Below are 16969 nucleotides of genomic sequence, written 5' to 3' on the forward strand. Positions count from 1 at the left end.
TTCTGCACAATGGAGCGGGATCATGGAGACGACCGGTAATTACTCGCTGACGATCGCTGAAATGCGTGAATTCGCAAGCTTTGCGCCTGCGGAGCAACGCTTTATTCGCCGCAGTCTGGACGTTGCCCTCTGCCGGAACGACGCCTTCAGGCGCTGGGCACGCGATGCAGACGAGAACCGCGACATTCGCCGCCAGCATCTCGCCTATCGCGGGTTGGAAAACCTGCGGGACGCCATTCCTTTCGGCGGAGAGATCGAAGGCGTGGAGAGCTTCCTGGGTCGCCTGATCGCCCTAGCCGCAAGAGACCTGGCGCAGGAACGCCTGACCTGCTTCTCCGCCTTCCGCTTCCTGTATGAGAGGCTACTCGGCGCAGAGGCGCGCCCGTGGTTGCCGGCGGCCTTCTGCGGCGCCGCCGCACTGCCGCAGATCCGCCCGGCCTGGCGGCGGGAACTGCTCCAGTCCATCAGCGAAACCGCGGCAACCGCACCGGGCTGGTCGAGCCGCGAACCGGGCTTCTTTCCCGAATTCATTGCGTTGGAAGAAGTGTAAGCCGAGGCCGTTTGGCAGCAACCGCTCTTTAACCGGTCGTATGTCAGTCCTGCTGGATGAACGCGCCTCTCCTTTTGCCGCTTGGCAAGCCCCCGAGCCCCGCCGAACTGATCCACGTTGCCACAATCTGGCGCGGAGCAATGCTCAATCTTTTCGCCCGTTGCGAGGTTCTTGTTCACGAAGCCTTGCTGGCGATCGAGAGTGCCGGAGTGACCCTTCCAAAAAATGCACGCCATGTGGGTGCGAGAGCACGCCTCAATGTCCTGTCCAACCTGATCGAACAGCACGAACTGAACGGGGGTGGGAAGGCAGTGCGGGGGCGCCTTGCGGAGTGGGAGAAACTAATGGATCAACGCTGCGCGCTAGCGCACGGGGTTTTCGAATTCACTCAGGGCAAGGCGGTCCTGCGGCATACTGATTTCACGGGCGGAAAAGAGAAGGCGCGCAGCTACGGACCGCTGGGCTGGCAGGACATGCTTTCGCAGCTGGGAGAGCTTGAAAAGCTGCAGAATGACCTGCGGAGCCAGCTTGGTCAGGTCCGAGCTGATTGCCGGAACAGGAAATTGGCAGCGGGCTCCGCGAAAACCACCGAGGTGAAGCAAGCTACCGCGCCCCAGACGGTCTAACGCTTGTAGAGTGCGTTCAGCCGGTCGCCGTAGATGTCGCGTATCTTGTGGCGGCGAATCTTCAGGCTGGGCGTCATCTGTTCGTTTTCTATCGCGAATTCCTCATCCGCGAAGGCGAACTGCCGCACCCGTTCGATCACGGACAATTCTTCGTTCACCCGGTCGATGCCGGCTCGAACCGCAGCCCTGAACTCAGACAGTTCCTTCAGCGTGGCCAAATCGGCCGGTTGCCCGTTAGCAGCCGCCCAATCCTGCGCCCACTCGGCATCTGGCACGATCAGGCCGACCAGATAGGGGCGCCTGTCGCCTGCAACCATCGCCTGTCCAATCTCGGGCTGCAGCGTCAGCATGCCTTCGATCTTTTGCGGCGCGACATTGTCGCCCTTGTCGTTGACGATCATGTCCTTCTTGCGATCGGTGATCTTGATGCGGCCGCGCTTGTCGAAATGGCCGATATCACCCGTGTGGAGCCACGGCGCATCGCCCGGCGTGGCGGGGTCGATTTGCAGGACGCGCGCGGTTTCGGCAGGGTTCTGCCAGTAACCATGCATCACCAACTCGCCGCGGCAGAGGATTTCCCCATCCTCGGCAATCCGCACTTCCACGCCGCGCAAGGGCGGCCCAACCGTGTCCATCGCGATCCCGGCAGAAGGGCGATTGCAGCTGATGATGGGGCCAGCCTCGGTCTGGCCGTAACCTTGCAGGAGCGTCAGGCCCATCGCATCGAAAAAGGTGCCCACCTCGGGATTGAGCGGCGCGCCGCCCGACACCATGGCCTTCAACCTGCCGCCGAACTTCTTGCGGATCTTGGGGCGGAGCATGGCGCCAACCACCGCATCCATCGGCCTGTCCAGCAGCGGTGTCCGACCGGTCCGCGCGCGGTTACCTCCGATCCGCAGCGCATGGTTCATCAGGACATTGGCAGCCTTGCCCTGCTGCTTCACCTGTTTGAGAATGCGCGTTCGCAGCACTTCGAACAGGCGCGGCACCACAACCATGATGGTCGGTTGCACTTCCTCGATATTGCTGGCCAGCTTGTCGAGACCTTCGGCATAATAGATTTCGGCACCCAGGCCGAGCGGCAGATATTGCCCGCCGGTATGTTCATAGGCGTGGGACAGGGGCAGGAAGCTGAGAAAGCGTTCCTTCTCCCACTTGAAATCCTGCGCGATCACTTCGGCAGCGCCATGCACATTGCACATGATGGCGCCATGATGCTGCATCACCCCGCGCGGGGCACCGCCCGTGCCGCTGGTATAGATGATGCAGGCGGTATCTCCGCGCCCGATCGTCGCCATCCGCGCCCGCACCGCTGCGCGCGCGCGCGCGGCATCGCCTGAAGTGAGCGCTGCCCAATCGTGGAACCGCAGCCCGCCCGACTGATATTGGCGCAAACCTTCCATCGGGATGAGGTCTTCGGCAATGCCGGTCCGCATGATCGCCGGCAGCAGGGGCTTGGCCAGCTTCGCGCCCGAAACGATGACCGCCCGCGCACTCGAATTGTCGAGGATATGCACATGATCGCGTTCGGTGTTGGTGGTGTAGGCGGGGACGGTGACGCAACCCGCCGCCATGATGGCGAGGTCGGCGATGCACCACTCCGGCCGGTTCTCCGAAACCAACGCTACGCGGTCGCCGTCGACCAGCCCCATGTCGCGCAGGCCTTGCGCCAGCAGGCAGACCTGATCCGCAACCTGGTTCCAACTGAGTGGAACCCAAACGCCATCCTTCTTCGCCACCAGGAAGGGTGCGTCTCCGCGCAGTTCCGCGCGGTCGAGGAACAGCGATACAAGGTTGGGAAATGTGTCGAAATCGGCCAGCTGCACTGGAATCTCCTGCTCCATCCCGCCGTCTAGCGCGGCTTGAACCGGCGGGTGTTAGCCACAGCACCGGTTTGCGGCAAGGTTCAGTCGGCGGTAGCGCCTTCCACTGGTGCTGCTGGCTCTGTCGAGAGCATCGCTTCCAGGCGCGGATCGCGGGCCGATCGCCAGCCTTGCGCGGTTCGCAGCGCAGCATTCGCCTTCAACGGCGGAGTGCGGGCGGCGATCGTTTCATGGCCCAACGCTTGAAGGGCGGGGATCATCGCCAGTAAGACGGTATTGTCCTCGACTATCACGGAATCGCCATAGGCCATGATCAGCGGCAGGCCGAGCGCTTCGTCCAGCGGCAGGCCGAAATCGATGACGCCGATGATCGAACGGGCGACCTGAACCGGAATGGTCGATCCGCCCGCTGCCCCGATCAGCAGGAATGGCGCGCCTTGCGGATCGTAGACCAGCGTCGGCGCCATGGACGATCTCGGGCGCTTTCCGCCCTCTACCCGGTTGGCGACGGGAACACCGTCGATGTCTGGCGAAAAGCTGAAATCCGTCAGTTCATTGTTGAGGTAGAAACCGCCGAACAGCAGACCCGAACCGAAAGCGCCCTCCACGGTCGAGGTGTAACTAACGACATTTCCGTCCGCATCGGCCACGACGAAATGAGACGTGCCATTCTCCACCGGTTCGTCGCCATCGGCCTGGGCCAGCGGTGCGGATGGAGGAACGCCGGGAAGGGCTTCTTCAAGCGCCGTATCACGATCAATCAGCCGCCCCCGCGCCTCCAGATAGGCAGGGTCGATCAGCCCCGCGGTCGGAACCGGCACGAAGTCCGGATCGGCGAGGTAGAGCTCCCGGTCGGCATAGGCGAGGCGCTGCGATTCAAGGAACAGGTGCCAGGCAGTGGGTGAATCGGGTCCAAGCATCCCAAGGTCGAATTGCTCGAGCTGCTCGAGCATGGCCAGCACGGCGATGCCCCCTGACGAGGGCGGCCCCATGCCGCAGATGCGATATGAGCGGTAGTATCCGCAGATAGGCTCTCGCTCCTTGGCCGCATAGCCTTCGATATCCTCGGCGGTCATGCCGCCAGAGCGCGGCGTCGCTGCGGACACTTTCGCTGCCAACGCCATGGGGAGCTCGCCCTCGTAGAAGGCTTGCGGCCCCAGCCGAGCGATTCTTTCCAGCGTTGTCGCAAGCGCGGGATTGGTCACACGCGTGCCAGTGGCGACCGGCTCTCCGGCCGCATCGTAGAACAGGGCGCGTCCGGCGGGATCGGCACTGCCGCGGGTCGCGCTGTCCCGCAGCGAGCTTTCAAGCCGGCGGTTTACGACCCAGCCATCGCGCGCAAGCGCTATCGCGGGCGCGAACAGCTCCGCCCATTCGAGCCTGCCAAAGCGGGCATGCGCTTTCGCGGCCAGCGCGATGTTGCCGGGCACACCTACGCTCAAGCCGCTCAGCACGGCCTCGCGGAACGGCAGGGGTTCGCCATCCGCCCCCAGAAACCAGTCGGGGGATGCAGCAGAAGGCGCGGTTTCGCGTCCATCGAAGCTGGTTACAGCACCTTGCTGCGTTCCATGCAGCATGAATCCACCGCCACCGATCCCGCTGCTCTGCGGTTCCACGACCGTCAGGGCCAGCATGACCGCGATGGCGGCATCACTCGCGCTGCCGCCCTGTGCCAGTATGGCGAACCCGGCATCCTCCGCGCGCGGGTCGGCCGCGCTGACCGTACCCAAGGGCGCAACGGCAGAGTCGATGGCTCCGGTCCGCGGAGCGAGGGTTCCTGGCGGGCTGGTGGTGCAGGCGGACAGTGCCAGCGGAATGGCGAGTGCGAAAGCGGAAAGGCGAAACATGCCGCGCCTGCTACTCGCTTGCCACCGCGGCTTCAATCGTGTCGAAGCCGTCGCGTTCCATCAGCCGCTCAAGTCCTCTGGCGATGCGGCGGGCGATCCCCGGCCCCTCATACACCATGGCGCTGTATATCTGGACCAGACTGGCACCGGCGCAAATTCGCTCCCAGGCATCTTCCGCACTGGCGATCCCGCCTACGCCGACGAGTGGTAGCGCACCCCCGGTCGCCTTGCGAAAGTCGCGCAGCCGGTCCAGCGCCATCTGCCGCAGCGGAGCACCCGACAACCCACCGGCCTCTTCCCTGCGCGGACTGGTGAGCCCATCGCGCGATAACGTGGTATTGGCGACGATCAGCGCGCCGAGTTGCTTGTCCATCGCGATACGGGCAATCGCGTCGATATCGGCCGGCGCGAGGTCCGGAGCGACCTTCAGGAAGATCGGCGGCCTGGTGCCATCATCAGTGTGTTCGTCACGGGCGGCGATGACGGCATCCAGCAGGCCGACCAGCGCGCTCTCGTCCTGCAACGCCCGCAATCCTGGCGTATTGGGGCTGGAGATATTGACCGCCAGATAGGATGCCAGCGGCGCCATGATCCCGGCCATACGCGCGTAGTCGGCAATGCGGTCGGGAGAATCCTTGTTGGCGCCGATATTCACGCCGACGATGCCGCCGCCCCGAGAACGCGACCCGGACTCGGCAAGTGCGGCCCGCGCGCGCAACCGTTCCGCCGCCGGTTCGGCTCCGCCATTGTTGAACCCCATGCGGTTGATCACCGCCCTGTCCTGCGTCAGCCGGAACAGGCGAGGCAGCGAATTGCCGGATTGGGGCAGGGGCGTGATCGAACCCACTTCGGCGAAGCCGAATCCCAACCCCAGCAGTTCGTCGGGGACGAGCGCATCCTTGTCGAACCCCGCCGCCATTCCCACCGGATTGGGGAAGGACAGCCCCGCAACCTTCGTCGCGAGCTTCCCCACAGGAGCACGGGGACCGGGCGGACGCAGGCGCAGCGCGCGCAGGGCGAGGGTATGGGCCCGTTCGGGGTCGAGCCTGAACAATGCGGGGCGCAGCAAGCCATAGAACATCGCTTGGCCTATGCGGCCTGAGCCGCGCGATGTCGATATGGCCGGAGCGCCACCTGCAGATCCGCCTGACAAATTTCCGTCATGAAAGGTCGAAAATGGATGCAACCGGCAAGTTTTGTCGATTCCATACAATCGTTGCTGAGCGAATCCCGCTATCAGGACCTTGCGACCCGAAGGGCTCGGCACAGTAATGTGAAGAGTTCCTCGACTTGAAGGACGGTTCTCGTTAATCCGAGGACCGTCTTTTTTTGTTCATGGACAGGTCGGTCACGTAAATGGCGTCGAACGGAACCGGAAATGTAAGCTCGCACGGAGACGACCATTCTCTGCCGCTTACCGATTCCTCTCGCATAAAGCTCGATTATTACGCGCCGCCGCAATCTTTACTTTCCTATGTGACAACATTATATCATTTTCGCTGCGACGATGCGGAGATCCGCGACATGCAACCCGCCGCGATCGGCCAATTGACACTGTTCCCCTGGGGCAGGGGGACGATGCGATTTGCCGAAGGCATCGAGGATCAATCGCATGAGTTGAACCTGCTCACGCCCACCTCGCAAGCGGCCAGCTTCACCGTTGACGGGCCGTTCCACGCGATCGGCCTTGCGCTGCTGCCTTTGGGTTGGGCAGCTTTGACCGATCTGTCCGCCTGCGAATATTCCAATCGGCTGCTGCCTGCATCTGACTGGCTGGATGGGGCGGAACAGATCGGCGCCGAACTTGCCGAGAAATACCGCAAAGGCGAGATTTCGGGCGAGGAATGCGGGCAGGAACTGGCGGCCTATGCTGCCGACAGAATGTCGCCCCCGAACAGGCGCCACATGGAACTGATCGATCAGGTCACAAAGTGGCTCGGCACCTCGCTTCATCCGCCTGTGGAGCAGCTTTATGCGCTGACCTCGTACTCTCGAAGGCAGACGCAACGTCTTTGCGAACGCTACTTCGGCCTGTGCCCGCAAGCACTGGCACGAAAATATCGCGCGCTGCGCGCTGCCATGTTGCTCAATTCCCCCGACCTGCCCGAGGCTGCGGCTACGCATATTGCCGACAGTTTCTACGATCAGTCGCACATGATTCGCGAAATTCGCCACTTTACCGGGCGAACGCCGACGCGGTTCGCCGGGTCGGACACAGAAATTCTGCGCGAAGTGCTGCATCGCCGGAATTTGCGTGAGGTGCAGGTGGGGTTGCCGGATGATCTGATCGCCGAGGGCAAGGCGTCGGGCGATGGTCAGGAGAGCAGGTAGGAACGGGGTGGCTGGCCAAACACCCGTCGCTTTGGCAGATAGGACGCAAGATAAAATTACTCTGGAGAGTGTCTTGCCTCTTAAATCCACCTTTTCCGCGAAATTTCCTGCCGCTTCCGGCATCGTCCTGGCCTTTGCCCTGGCGGGCTGCGCGACGACGCCGTCCACAGGCAGTGCTCCGCTCGTCACCCCCGTGGCCGCGACCGACACCGGCACGCCGGTCGTCCGCCCCACAGCCGACATCGGCACCTTTTTCGAAAATTACGATTCGGCGCAGCTCGAACTTTCGCCGCTCAGCAAGGCCTATCGCGGGATCCGTGACGAGGATTACGGCCGCTGGGGTGATTTCAGCGATGCCGCCGAACTGCGCGAGGAACGCCTGCTGCAGAACTCTGCCGACGCCATGCAGGCAGCTTACGAGCTTGGCGAACTGCCCCAGCAGGATGCTCTCAGCTATCGCCTGTTCAACGCCATGGCGCAGCGGAGCGCCGCCACCTTCCCCTATCGCGAATATGGCTATGTTTTCGACCAGATGAATGGGGCGCAGAGCCAGCTTCCGGCTTTTCTGATCAACATCCACTCGGTTGCAGACGAAAGCCAGGCGCGTGATTACATCAGCCGCATTCAGGGCATCGGCCCCGGTCTCGACACGCTGATTGCCGAATCGCGGGAACGCGCCGCCGCTGGCGTCATGCCGCCGAAGTGGGTCTATCCCTATGTAATTTCCGACGTAAACAATCTGTTGAGCGCCGGCACGGACAATGCCGTTCTGGAAGATTTCGCAGGCAAGGTCGGAAAGCTGTCGATCGCGGATGCGACCAAGGCCGATCTGATCGCACAGGCGACTGCGGCATGGACCGGCTCGGCCGCGCCTGCCTACACTCGTCTCCTGGCCGAAATGCAGCGACAGCAGGGCATGGCGGGCACCGATGACGGCGTCTGGCGCTTCCCGCAGGGTGCGCAATATTACGACGCACTGCTGTCCAACTACACCACGACCGACCTGACGGCGGATCAGATCCATAACATCGGTCTGCGCGAGATCGACCGGATACACGGCGAGATGCGCGCTATCATGCAGCAGGTCGGCTTCGAAGGCACGTTGCAGGAATTCTTCGAATATGTGCGCACCGATCCGCAGTTCTTCTACGATAATCGCGAGGACTACCTTGCCGCGGTGAAGGAAAAGGATGAGGCCATGGCCGCCGTTCTGCCGCGCTATTTCGGCGTATTGCCGACCGATCCGCTGCAGGTGAAAGCCGTGGAAGCATTCCGCGAACAGAGCGCGGGCAAGGCATTCTACCAGCGCCCGGCACCCGACGGTTCGCGCCCCGGCACCTATTACGTCAATCTTTACCGGCTTGAGGACATGTCCAGGAACGAGCTGGAAGCGCTGTATTATCACGAAGGCCTTCCCGGCCATCACCTGCAGCTATCCATCCAGACGCAGCTGGGCGATGTGCCGGCCTTCCGCCGGTTCGGTGGCGTCACCGCCTATACCGAAGGCTGGGGTCTTTATTCCGAGGAACTGGGCAAGGACATGGGGTTCTACACCGATCCCTATTCCGATTTCGGTCGCCTCGGCATGGAATTGTGGCGCGCGGCGCGGCTGGTGGTCGACACCGGCATCCATTCCAAGCGCTGGAGCCGGGAGCGGGCGATCGACTATTTGAAGACCAATACGCCCAATCCCGATGGCGATATTCGCAAGGCCATCGAACGCTACATCGTCTATCCGGGTCAGGCGACGGCCTACATGATCGGCAAGTTGAAGATCATGGAACTGCGCGAACGCGCCCGCACCGAATTGGGCGACCGGTTCGACATCCGCGAATTCCACGATGCCGTGTTGAAAACAGGACCGGTGCCGCTCGATATTCTCGAGGAAAATGTCGAAGCCTATATCGCTGCCGAGCAGGCTTGAACGTTAGCCACAGACCCGCAAACCCGCAGAAATGCTAACGACTCGCAACAAGCGGTTTAGCGTTGAAAGGCTGGCGACCCCTTCTTAGGTGAATTCGGAGCGATTTGCTCTGAATTCACAGAGAGGGCTTCATGCGTCTTTCCAATCTTGCGGATTATGCCGTTGTCGTGATGAGCGCCGCCGCGCGCCATTGCGGTTCTGCGCGCATCTCCGCGGCGGAACTGGCACAGGAAACCGGCCTTCCAGCCCCTACGGTGCAGAAACTGGTCAGCCGGCTGGTCTCAGCAGGTTTGCTGAGGTCGCTGCGCGGCGCAAAGGGCGGGTTACAACTCGCGCGCCCCGCCGCTGCCATTACCCTTGTCGATATCGTCGAGGCCGTGGAAGGGCCGATTGCCCTTACCGCATGTGTGGAAAGCGGCACGGCGACAGGCGGCAAGCGCGATTGCGGGATGGAGGACAGCTGCGCCGTGCGTCCGCACTGGCCGATGGTGAATGCCGTTATGCGCGATGCCCTGGCCGGTATCCCGCTTACCCGCCTCGCCGATCTTCAGGCACCTGCGATTGAAGCAAGAAGCCATGGTGGTTCGCCCGCCAGGATGGAAATGACACGATGAACGAACATACCACTCTGCTCGATGCCGAGAACGGCACCACTGTCCTTGACGAACGGGCGGAGAAGCCCGTGCAGGATCAGGCCGCGCGCGATGCCGCCAAGGCGCAGGAAACCTACGCCTACGGCTTCTCCAGCGATATCGAGCAGGATTTCGCGCCCAAGGGCCTGAACGAAGATACCGTCCGCTTCATTTCGGCCAAGAAGAACGAACCGGAATGGATGCTGGATTGGCGCCTGAAGGCATTCCGCCTGTGGCAGACCATGGAAGCGCCGAACTGGGCCAAGCTGAAGGTCGATCCGATCGACTATCAGGACGCGTTCTATTACGCCGAACCGCGCAAGAAGCCTTCGCTCGAAAGCCTCGACGAACTCGATCCCGAGATCAAGGCGGTATACGACAAGCTGGGCATTCCCATTGCCGAACAGGAAGTCCTTGCCGGTGTCGAAGGCGCACGGAAAGTGGCCGTGGACGCGGTCTTCGATTCCGTCTCGGTTGCCACCACCTTCCGCGCGGAACTCGAGAAAGCGGGCGTCATCTTCCGCTCGATCAGCGAGGCGATCCGCGAATATCCCGATCTCGTGCGCAAATGGCTGGGCAAGGTCGTGCCGCAGCGCGACAATTTCTTCGCGACGCTGAACAGCGCGGTCTTTTCCGACGGCACCTTCGTCTACATCCCCGAAGGCGTGCGCTGCCCGATGGAACTGTCGACCTATTTCCGTATCAATGCGGAAAATACCGGCCAGTTCGAACGCACGCTGATCGTCGCCGAAAAAGGCAGCTATGTCAGCTATCTGGAAGGCTGCACCGCGCCGATGCGCGATGAAAACCAGCTGCATGCCGCCGTGGTCGAACTGGTCGCGATGGAAGATGCCGAGATCAAGTACAGCACCGTCCAGAACTGGTATCCCGGCGACAAGGACGGCAAGGGTGGGATCTTCAATTTCGTGACGAAGCGCGGTCTTTGCCAGGGCGACCGGTCCAAGATTTCCTGGACTCAGGTGGAGACCGGCAGCGCGATTACCTGGAAATACCCGTCCTGCGTGCTGAACGGCGAGGACAGCGTGGGCGAATTCTACTCCGTCGCGCTGACGAACAATCACCAGCAGGCCGATACCGGCACCAAGATGATCCATAATGGCAAGGGTTCGCGCTCGACGATCATATCCAAGGGCATCAGCGCAGGGCAGAGCGATAATACCTATCGCGGGCTGGTCCGCGTGGGTCCGAATGCCGACAATGTGCGAAATTTCACGCAATGCGATTCGCTGCTGCTGGGCGACCGCTGCGGGGCGCATACCGTGCCCTATATCGAGGTGAAGAACCCCTCGGCCCAGATCGAGCATGAGGCGACCACCAGCAAGATCTCGGACGATCAGTTGTTCTACGCCATGCAGCGCGGGCTGGACGAGGAAGAGGCCGTGGCACTGATCGTCAACGGCTTCGCAAAGGACGTCATGCGTCAATTGCCGATGGAATTTGCCGTGGAAGCGCAGAAACTGCTCGCCATCAGCCTCGAAGGGAGCGTCGGATGAAATCGACCCTGACACTCGGCGCGGCCAAATCCGACGCCCCCATGTCGCCGCAGGATGCGATCCGCGCCTGGAAAATCTCGGATGCGCGGGCGAAGGCGCTGAAGGAACGGGCCCGCGACATGCGCCGCAATCCTACCGACGCGCAGGCGAAACTGTGGGAACGGCTGAAGGATTCGAAGCTCGGCAGTTTCAACTTCCGCCCGCAGGTGGTGATGGGATCGGCCATCGTCGATTTCGCCTGCCGGCCGCGCTGGCTGGTGGTGGAGATCACCTCCGCAGATGAGGCGCAGGCCGCGATCGAGGCCTTGAGCGACCGCAAGCTGACTGCCGTTGGCGTGCGCGTGATGCGCTTCGCCGAACAGCGGGTGATGGAGGAGATCGACGCCGTCTGCGAAGAGATCCTGACCGAACTTCGCGCACCGTTCGAACGGCCGCAGATCGCCGGTCCGGCTAGCGGCGGAGAGCGCAGCCAGAACGCACCGCGCCGCGACTTCAATCGCCAGGGCTCCATCCGCTGATTGCGGAACGAGGGCCCGGCGAATCAGAACAGGTAATTCGGAAAACGACATGTTGAAAATCGACAATCTTCACGCCGAAGTGGGCGGAACGCAGATCCTGAACGGCTTGGACCTGGAAGTGAATGCGGGCGAGGTCCACGCCATCATGGGCCCGAACGGCGCGGGCAAGTCCACGCTGGCCTATGTGCTTGGCGGGCGCCCCGGATACGAAGTGACGGATGGCTCGGTGAGCTTCATGGGCAAGGATTTGCTCGACATGGATCCCCATGAACGCGCTGCGCTGGGCTTGTTCCTGGGCTTCCAATATCCGGTCGAGATCCCCGGCGTTTCGAACGTACAATTCCTGCGCGAGGCGCTGAACGCCCAGCGCAAGAGCCGGGGCGAGGAACCGCTGTCCGCCGGCGATTTCCTGAAGCTGGCGCGCGAGAAGGCTGCGCTGCTGCAGATGGACATGGAGATGCTCAAGCGGAACGTGAATGTCGGCTTCTCCGGCGGCGAGAAGAAGCGCGCCGAGATGGTTCAGATGGGCATTTTGGGGCCGAAGATGGCCGTTCTGGACGAGACCGACAGCGGCCTTGATATCGATGCACTGCGCATCGTTGGTGACGGTATCAATTCCATGCAGCGTGCGCCCGACAAGGCGGTCCTGCTGATCACCCATTATCAGCGCCTGCTGGACGTGGTGAAGCCCGATTTCGTGCATGTCCTGGCCAAGGGCCGTATCGTGAAGACCGGCGGTGCCGATCTGGCGGTAACGCTGGAGAGCGAAGGCTACGAAGCGGTGGCGGCCTGATGGAACCAGCCCTGGCCCCGACCCGCCGCGACGAGGACTGGCGCTATTCCGATGTGAATGCGCTCGTCGATCTCGATCACGGCACGTTCGAGAACTGGCGCGACATCGATGTCGCTGCCGGCGAAAGCTTCTGCGAGTGCATCGTCATTGAGGGCGATAGCGGAACGGACCTGCGACGCCTGCGCGTGAAAATCGGCGAGGGCGCACGCTGCGAACTGTTCGCCGTGAATGCCGGCGGTCGGCTGGGCCGTGTGGAGGTGGTTGTGCGACTTGCACAGGGCGCGCATTTCGAATTCGGCGGCGTGACGCTGGGCGGCGGAAACACGACTCGGGAATTCGTGACCCGCGTCGCTCATGACGAACCCGGCGCGACGTCGAACCAGACTGTACGGAGCGTGCATTGGGACAGCGGCACGGGCAATTTCCTCGGCCGGATCGATGTGGTTCGCGATGCGCAGAAGACGAATGCAGGACAGGACTTCAAGGCTCTTTTGCTCAACAAGGGTGCCAGCGCCAATGCCGTGCCGCAGCTGGAAATCTTTGCCGACGACGTGAAGTGCAATCACGGCGCGACCGTGGGGCAGTTGGACGAAGCGGCGCGTTTCTATATGGCCGCGAGGGGCATCCCGCCTGAGCTTTCGCAGAAATTGCTCATTCGCGCCTTTCTGGCGGATGCATTCGTGACGCTGGAAAATGAAGCAGAGCGGGACCGCTTGCTTGAAACGGCGCTGGCTGCACTTGGCGACCGGGCATGATCCAGGCAGCCGCAATCAAGCCGCGTACGATCAGCCGGAAGCAGGACTTCCCCGGCCTCGTCACCAATGATGGCAAGCCGTGGCATTATCTCGACACGGCGGCGACCAGCCAGAAGCCGCAGGCGGTGATCGACACGGTCGCTCGCGTGCTGGGCCGTGACTATGCGACCGTGCATCGCGGCGTCTATTCCCGCAGCGCGCAGATGACGCTGGGCTACGAAGCCGCTCGCCGCCGTGTGGCGGAATTCGTAGGCGGAGCGGAGGACGAACTCATCTTCACGCGCGGCGCGACCGAAGCGATCAACCTTGTGGTGCAAAGCTGGGGCGCGGCCAATCTGCGCGCAGGCGACCGCATCTTGCTGTCACAACTGGAGCATCATTCCAACATCGTGCCGTGGCAATTGCTGGCGGCACGCACCGGCTTCGCCATCGATGTCTGCCCGATCACCGAAGACGGCCGCATCGATCTGGACGCAGCGAAAGCGATGCTGACGGGCGAGCACAAGCTTGTCAGCTTCGCCCATGTCTCCAATGTGCTGGGCTCGACGCTCGACGCCCGCCGCGCTGCGGATCTGGCCCATGCGGTCGGCGCGAAGCTGCTGCTCGACGGGTGCCAGGCGGTGCCGCGCATGGCTGTCGATGTCGCAGCATTGGATTGCGACTACTACGCCTTTTCCTCGCACAAGCTCTATGGCCCGACGGGCATCGGCGCGCTCTGGGGCCGGCGCGAGCTGCTCGAATCGATGCCGCCGTGGGAAGGCGGCGGCGCGATGATCGAGAAGGTCACATTCGGCGGCAGTACCTACGCCCCGCCACCGCAACGTTTCGAGGCTGGCACCCCTGCTATCGCCGAAGCAATCGGCTTTGCCGCAGCGGTCGATTATGTCGAAGCGATCGGTGTGGAAGAGATCGCGGCGCATGAGCATGCCCTCGTCAGACAATTGCGCGACGGATTGCGCGCGATGAACGACATTCGCCTGTTCGGCCCCGAGGACAGCGCCGGGATCGTCAGTTTTCTCATCAACGGGGTTCACCCGCACGATCTCGGCACCATATTGGATGAAGAGGATGTCGCCATTCGCGCCGGGCATCACTGCGCGCAGCCGCTGATGGATCATCTGGGCATCCCTGCTACGGCGCGGGCCAGCTTCGGCCTTTACAGCGACGAAGACGATGTCGAGGCCCTGCTGCGCGGCATCGAACGGACCAAGAGGATTTTCGGCTGATGGACCAGTCTGACGACGAGAAGAGAGAATACATCGCGGCGCCTGCTCCGAACGAGCAGGTCGTTGCGCCTCCCAAGCCGCCCCGCGCCCGGGTTTCGGACGTTATCGACGATGATGTGGAAAGCCCGCGCGAGACGATGGAGCGCAAGCGCGATTACCTCAAAGGATTTCTTCAGAAAAAGCCGGACACCACGCCCGCGGGCGAGCCGGGCGGCCCGCTTTATGACGCGGTGATCGATGCGCTGAAGGAAATCTACGATCCTGAAATTCCGGTCAATATTTACGATCTCGGCCTGATCTATGGCGTCGATGTGTCGCCGGATAGCGATGTGGTCGTCTCGATGACCCTGACTACACCCAATTGCCCCGTGGCCGAATCCATGCCGGCAGAAGTGGAATTGCGCGCCGGCAGCGTGCCGGGAGTACGCGACGCCGAAGTCGTGCTGGTCTGGGATCCGCCATGGGATCCGCAGAAGATGAGCGACGAGGCTCGGCTCGAACTTGGGATGCTGTGATTATCACCGATACGGCGCAGAATGAGCAGAAGGAGTTAACCGAAATGGCTACAAAGACTCGATCCATTCCTGCAGCGGTAACTCTGACTCCGGCAGCGGAACAGCGCGTGGCCGATCTGATGGCGAAGGCTCCCGATGATGCGGTGGGCGTCAGGTTGTCGACGCCTCGCCGGGGCTGTTCCGGTCTCGCCTATTCGGTCGATTACATCACCGAGGAAGCCGCTTTCGACGAGAAGATCGTCACACCCGGCGGCACATTCTACATCGACGGTGCCAGCGTCCTTTATCTTGTCGGATCGGTCATGGACTGGGTCGAAGATGATTTCACCGCGGGTTTCACTTTCGAAAACCCCAATGCCAAAGGTGCCTGCGGTTGCGGCGAAAGCTTCATGGTCTGACCAGCGGCTCCGCAATTGCGCATGGTTAACGCGCTATTTACTCTAACTATCTGGAAACCTTGACCGATTGGCGCGTTTGTCGGGCATGAGAGCCTTTCTCCTGTCCGTCGCCGCCTGCGCTGTCGCCCTGTTTTCCCCGCAGGCTCACGCCGCAAATACGTCCGAGAATGTTCGCGGGGGCAAGGGCAAGGCGAGCAAGGTGAAGAAAGTCGCGAAGGCGAGCCCCCGGCTGTCGGCATCTCGAGCAGTGGTGAAGGTTACTCGAGGCGCGAGGCTGCGAATCGTGAGGGGAAAAGCAGAACTTAAAGCCAAACGGCGGACGCAGCAGACGGTCGCTGCCGATGGCCGCAACCTGTTCGAATTTCAGTAGGTTCAGCGCTGAAGAGCAGCAGCGCAGGCTGCCCGATCGACATCGAGCCCGTCGCTTGACCGGCGGGCATCCACATAGGTCGCGCGCGGCTCCGCACCCGGTGCAGGCGGGTAGAGGAACACGTCCAGCACGCAGGCCGTGCCAACGAATTGCAGCTTGCGAACATCGCCTTCCACTACATCAAGGCGCGGCTGACCGAACCGCGCCAGCAAGCCGCTGCGCTCGGCACCGATGATCCCGTCGAGGCCGGGCAGATTCATGACCCTCGCAGGCCGGAAACCGGTTGCCGAAGGGGCGGGCTGGGTCGGGGGTATACGCACCGCAGGTGTCCGCACCACGGGCCGCATGGCACCCTGAGGCCGCCCGGCTTGCGGCACCGCGGTTGCGCAGGCGGCAAGCGCTGGCAACAAGGCTGCGACAAGGAATTTGGATCGGGCGGCAACTTTAAGCATCTGTAACCTTCTTGCGGCGATGGACGAGATGGGTAGCGGCGGCCGCACCTAGGATCGGCGCGAGCAGATTGACGAACGGAACCGCAAGCAACCCTGCCACTGTAATTCCCAGCATAAAACGGGTAATCGCCGGTATCGGTTCAGTCTCGCCCTCGTGGCGGCGATGGCGCAACCAGACCATGTCCTGCAGTTCGCGGCCGAGAAGCCAGCCGTTTACAAGCAGAAACAGGATCGCAGTGCCGATGCCGGTGGCAAGCAGGACCAGCGCAAAGGGCAGAGCCGCAGCATTGACCAGCACGGCCCGCAGGGTTGCCCGGGCAGAGTGGCCGAGTTCTTCTGAAAGGCCGATCGCGCGAGCAGTCCGGCCATGCTCCGGATAATGGCGCTGCTCCACGGCGAGGACGACCTCGTCCGCGAAGAATTGCAGCACGGCCAGGGCGACCAGTCGGAACAGCAACCAGCCGCCGATGATGGTCAGCAGCAGCGCGGCCAATGCACCGATGGCGCTGCTGCTGCTGATACCCCAGCTCGCCAACAAGGCTGCCAGGGCATAATAGCCGCCAATGCCCAGCAGGACGAAGACGATCAGCGTTACCACCACGCTTTTCGCCAGCACCCGGAGAATACGGGGATCGCCCAGTTGCGACAGGGCCAGGCCGAAGGATGAAGGAAGCGACATCATGCTAAAGCAATCC

18 protein-coding genes are annotated in these 16969 nt (G+C 62.4%); 13 read left to right on the forward strand and 5 right to left on the reverse strand.

Going from position 1 to position 16969, the window contains the following annotated elements; genetic code table 11:
* Nucleotides 1-22 precede the first annotated feature (22 nt).
* Entirely contained in the window at nucleotides 23-550 is a 528-nt protein-coding gene (locus G7A66_RS10795; RefSeq protein ID WP_174295670.1) for a hypothetical protein, read from the forward strand.
* Nucleotides 551-606: 56 nt separating this feature from the next.
* Nucleotides 607-1176, forward strand: a complete 570-nt coding sequence (locus G7A66_RS10800; RefSeq protein ID WP_174295671.1) for a hypothetical protein — start codon at nucleotides 607-609, stop codon at nucleotides 1174-1176.
* On the opposite strand, the gene G7A66_RS10805 is transcribed toward G7A66_RS10800, so the two are convergent.
* The 3 genes from G7A66_RS10805 to G7A66_RS10815 form a co-directional block, all read right to left on the reverse strand.
* Nucleotides 1173-3020 carry an AMP-dependent synthetase/ligase gene (locus G7A66_RS10805; RefSeq protein ID WP_174295672.1) on the reverse strand — a complete coding sequence of 616 codons (1848 nt, stop codon included), beginning with the start codon at nucleotides 3018-3020 and terminating at the stop codon, nucleotides 1173-1175. The two genes, G7A66_RS10800 and G7A66_RS10805, sit on opposite strands and share 4 nt — an antisense overlap.
* Nucleotides 3021-3082: 62 nt before the next feature.
* Nucleotides 3083-4846, reverse strand: a complete 1764-nt coding sequence (ggt, locus tag G7A66_RS10810; protein WP_174295673.1) for a gamma-glutamyltransferase — start codon at nucleotides 4844-4846, stop codon at nucleotides 3083-3085.
* Between the two features lie 10 nt (nucleotides 4847-4856).
* Nucleotides 4857-5927 carry a quinone-dependent dihydroorotate dehydrogenase gene (locus tag G7A66_RS10815; RefSeq protein WP_174295674.1) on the reverse strand — a complete coding sequence of 357 codons (1071 nt, stop codon included), beginning with the start codon at nucleotides 5925-5927 and terminating at the stop codon, nucleotides 4857-4859.
* A gap of 275 nt (nucleotides 5928-6202) precedes the next feature.
* Here G7A66_RS10815 and G7A66_RS10820 point away from each other — a divergent pair, with 275 nt between their 5' ends.
* The 11 genes from G7A66_RS10820 (at nucleotide 6203) to G7A66_RS10870 (ending at nucleotide 15822) form a co-directional block, all read left to right on the forward strand.
* Nucleotides 6203-7177, forward strand: a complete 975-nt coding sequence (locus G7A66_RS10820; protein ID WP_206675169.1) for an AraC family transcriptional regulator — start codon at nucleotides 6203-6205, stop codon at nucleotides 7175-7177.
* A gap of 73 nt (nucleotides 7178-7250) precedes the next feature.
* Entirely contained in the window at nucleotides 7251-9101 is a 1851-nt protein-coding gene (locus tag G7A66_RS10825; protein ID WP_232366812.1) for a DUF885 domain-containing protein, read from the forward strand.
* Nucleotides 9102-9232: 131 nt separating this feature from the next.
* A complete protein-coding gene (locus G7A66_RS10830) occupies nucleotides 9233-9715 on the forward strand; it encodes an SUF system Fe-S cluster assembly regulator (protein ID WP_174295677.1) in 483 nt (160 codons plus the stop codon).
* Entirely contained in the window at nucleotides 9712-11247 is a 1536-nt protein-coding gene (gene sufB, locus G7A66_RS10835) for a Fe-S cluster assembly protein SufB (RefSeq protein WP_174295678.1), read from the forward strand. The genes G7A66_RS10830 and sufB overlap by 4 nt, the downstream gene beginning before the upstream one ends.
* Nucleotides 11244-11765, forward strand: coding sequence for an endonuclease domain-containing protein (locus tag G7A66_RS10840; protein ID WP_174295679.1), 522 nt, complete (start codon nucleotides 11244-11246; stop codon nucleotides 11763-11765). Before sufB ends, G7A66_RS10840 begins: the two co-directional genes overlap by 4 nt.
* A 49-nt stretch (nucleotides 11766-11814) precedes the next feature.
* Nucleotides 11815-12558, forward strand: a complete 744-nt coding sequence (sufC, locus tag G7A66_RS10845; protein WP_174295680.1) for a Fe-S cluster assembly ATPase SufC — start codon at nucleotides 11815-11817, stop codon at nucleotides 12556-12558.
* Nucleotides 12555-13313 (forward strand): SufD family Fe-S cluster assembly protein, encoded by a 759-nt coding sequence (locus G7A66_RS10850; RefSeq protein ID WP_408609266.1) that lies wholly within the window; start codon nucleotides 12555-12557, stop codon nucleotides 13311-13313. The genes sufC and G7A66_RS10850 overlap by 4 nt, the downstream gene beginning before the upstream one ends.
* Entirely contained in the window at nucleotides 13310-14539 is a 1230-nt protein-coding gene (locus tag G7A66_RS10855) for an aminotransferase class V-fold PLP-dependent enzyme (RefSeq protein WP_174295682.1), read from the forward strand. Before G7A66_RS10850 ends, G7A66_RS10855 begins: the two co-directional genes overlap by 4 nt.
* Nucleotides 14539-15054, forward strand: a complete 516-nt coding sequence (locus tag G7A66_RS10860) for an SUF system Fe-S cluster assembly protein (protein WP_174295683.1) — start codon at nucleotides 14539-14541, stop codon at nucleotides 15052-15054. Before G7A66_RS10855 ends, G7A66_RS10860 begins: the two co-directional genes overlap by 1 nt.
* Nucleotides 15055-15098: 44 nt before the next feature.
* Nucleotides 15099-15452: a HesB/IscA family protein gene (locus G7A66_RS10865; RefSeq protein WP_174295684.1), complete on the forward strand. Its 354-nt coding sequence runs from the start codon at nucleotides 15099-15101 to the stop codon at nucleotides 15450-15452.
* Nucleotides 15453-15537: 85 nt separating this feature from the next.
* Nucleotides 15538-15822: a hypothetical protein gene (locus G7A66_RS10870; protein ID WP_174295685.1), complete on the forward strand. Its 285-nt coding sequence runs from the start codon at nucleotides 15538-15540 to the stop codon at nucleotides 15820-15822.
* Nucleotides 15823-15824: 2 nt separating this feature from the next.
* Here the strand turns inward: G7A66_RS10870 and G7A66_RS14645 are convergent, their stop codons facing one another.
* Nucleotides 15825-16082, reverse strand: a complete 258-nt coding sequence (locus tag G7A66_RS14645) for a hypothetical protein (protein ID WP_408609260.1) — start codon at nucleotides 16080-16082, stop codon at nucleotides 15825-15827.
* A gap of 184 nt (nucleotides 16083-16266) precedes the next feature.
* Nucleotides 16267-16956, reverse strand: coding sequence for an EI24 domain-containing protein (locus tag G7A66_RS10880; RefSeq protein ID WP_174295687.1), 690 nt, complete (start codon nucleotides 16954-16956; stop codon nucleotides 16267-16269).
* Nucleotides 16957-16969: the final 13 nt, after the last annotated feature.

It is taken from the genome of Alteripontixanthobacter muriae (genome assembly GCF_013336795.1).
Lineage (GTDB): Bacteria > Pseudomonadota > Alphaproteobacteria > Sphingomonadales > Sphingomonadaceae > Pseudopontixanthobacter > Pseudopontixanthobacter muriae.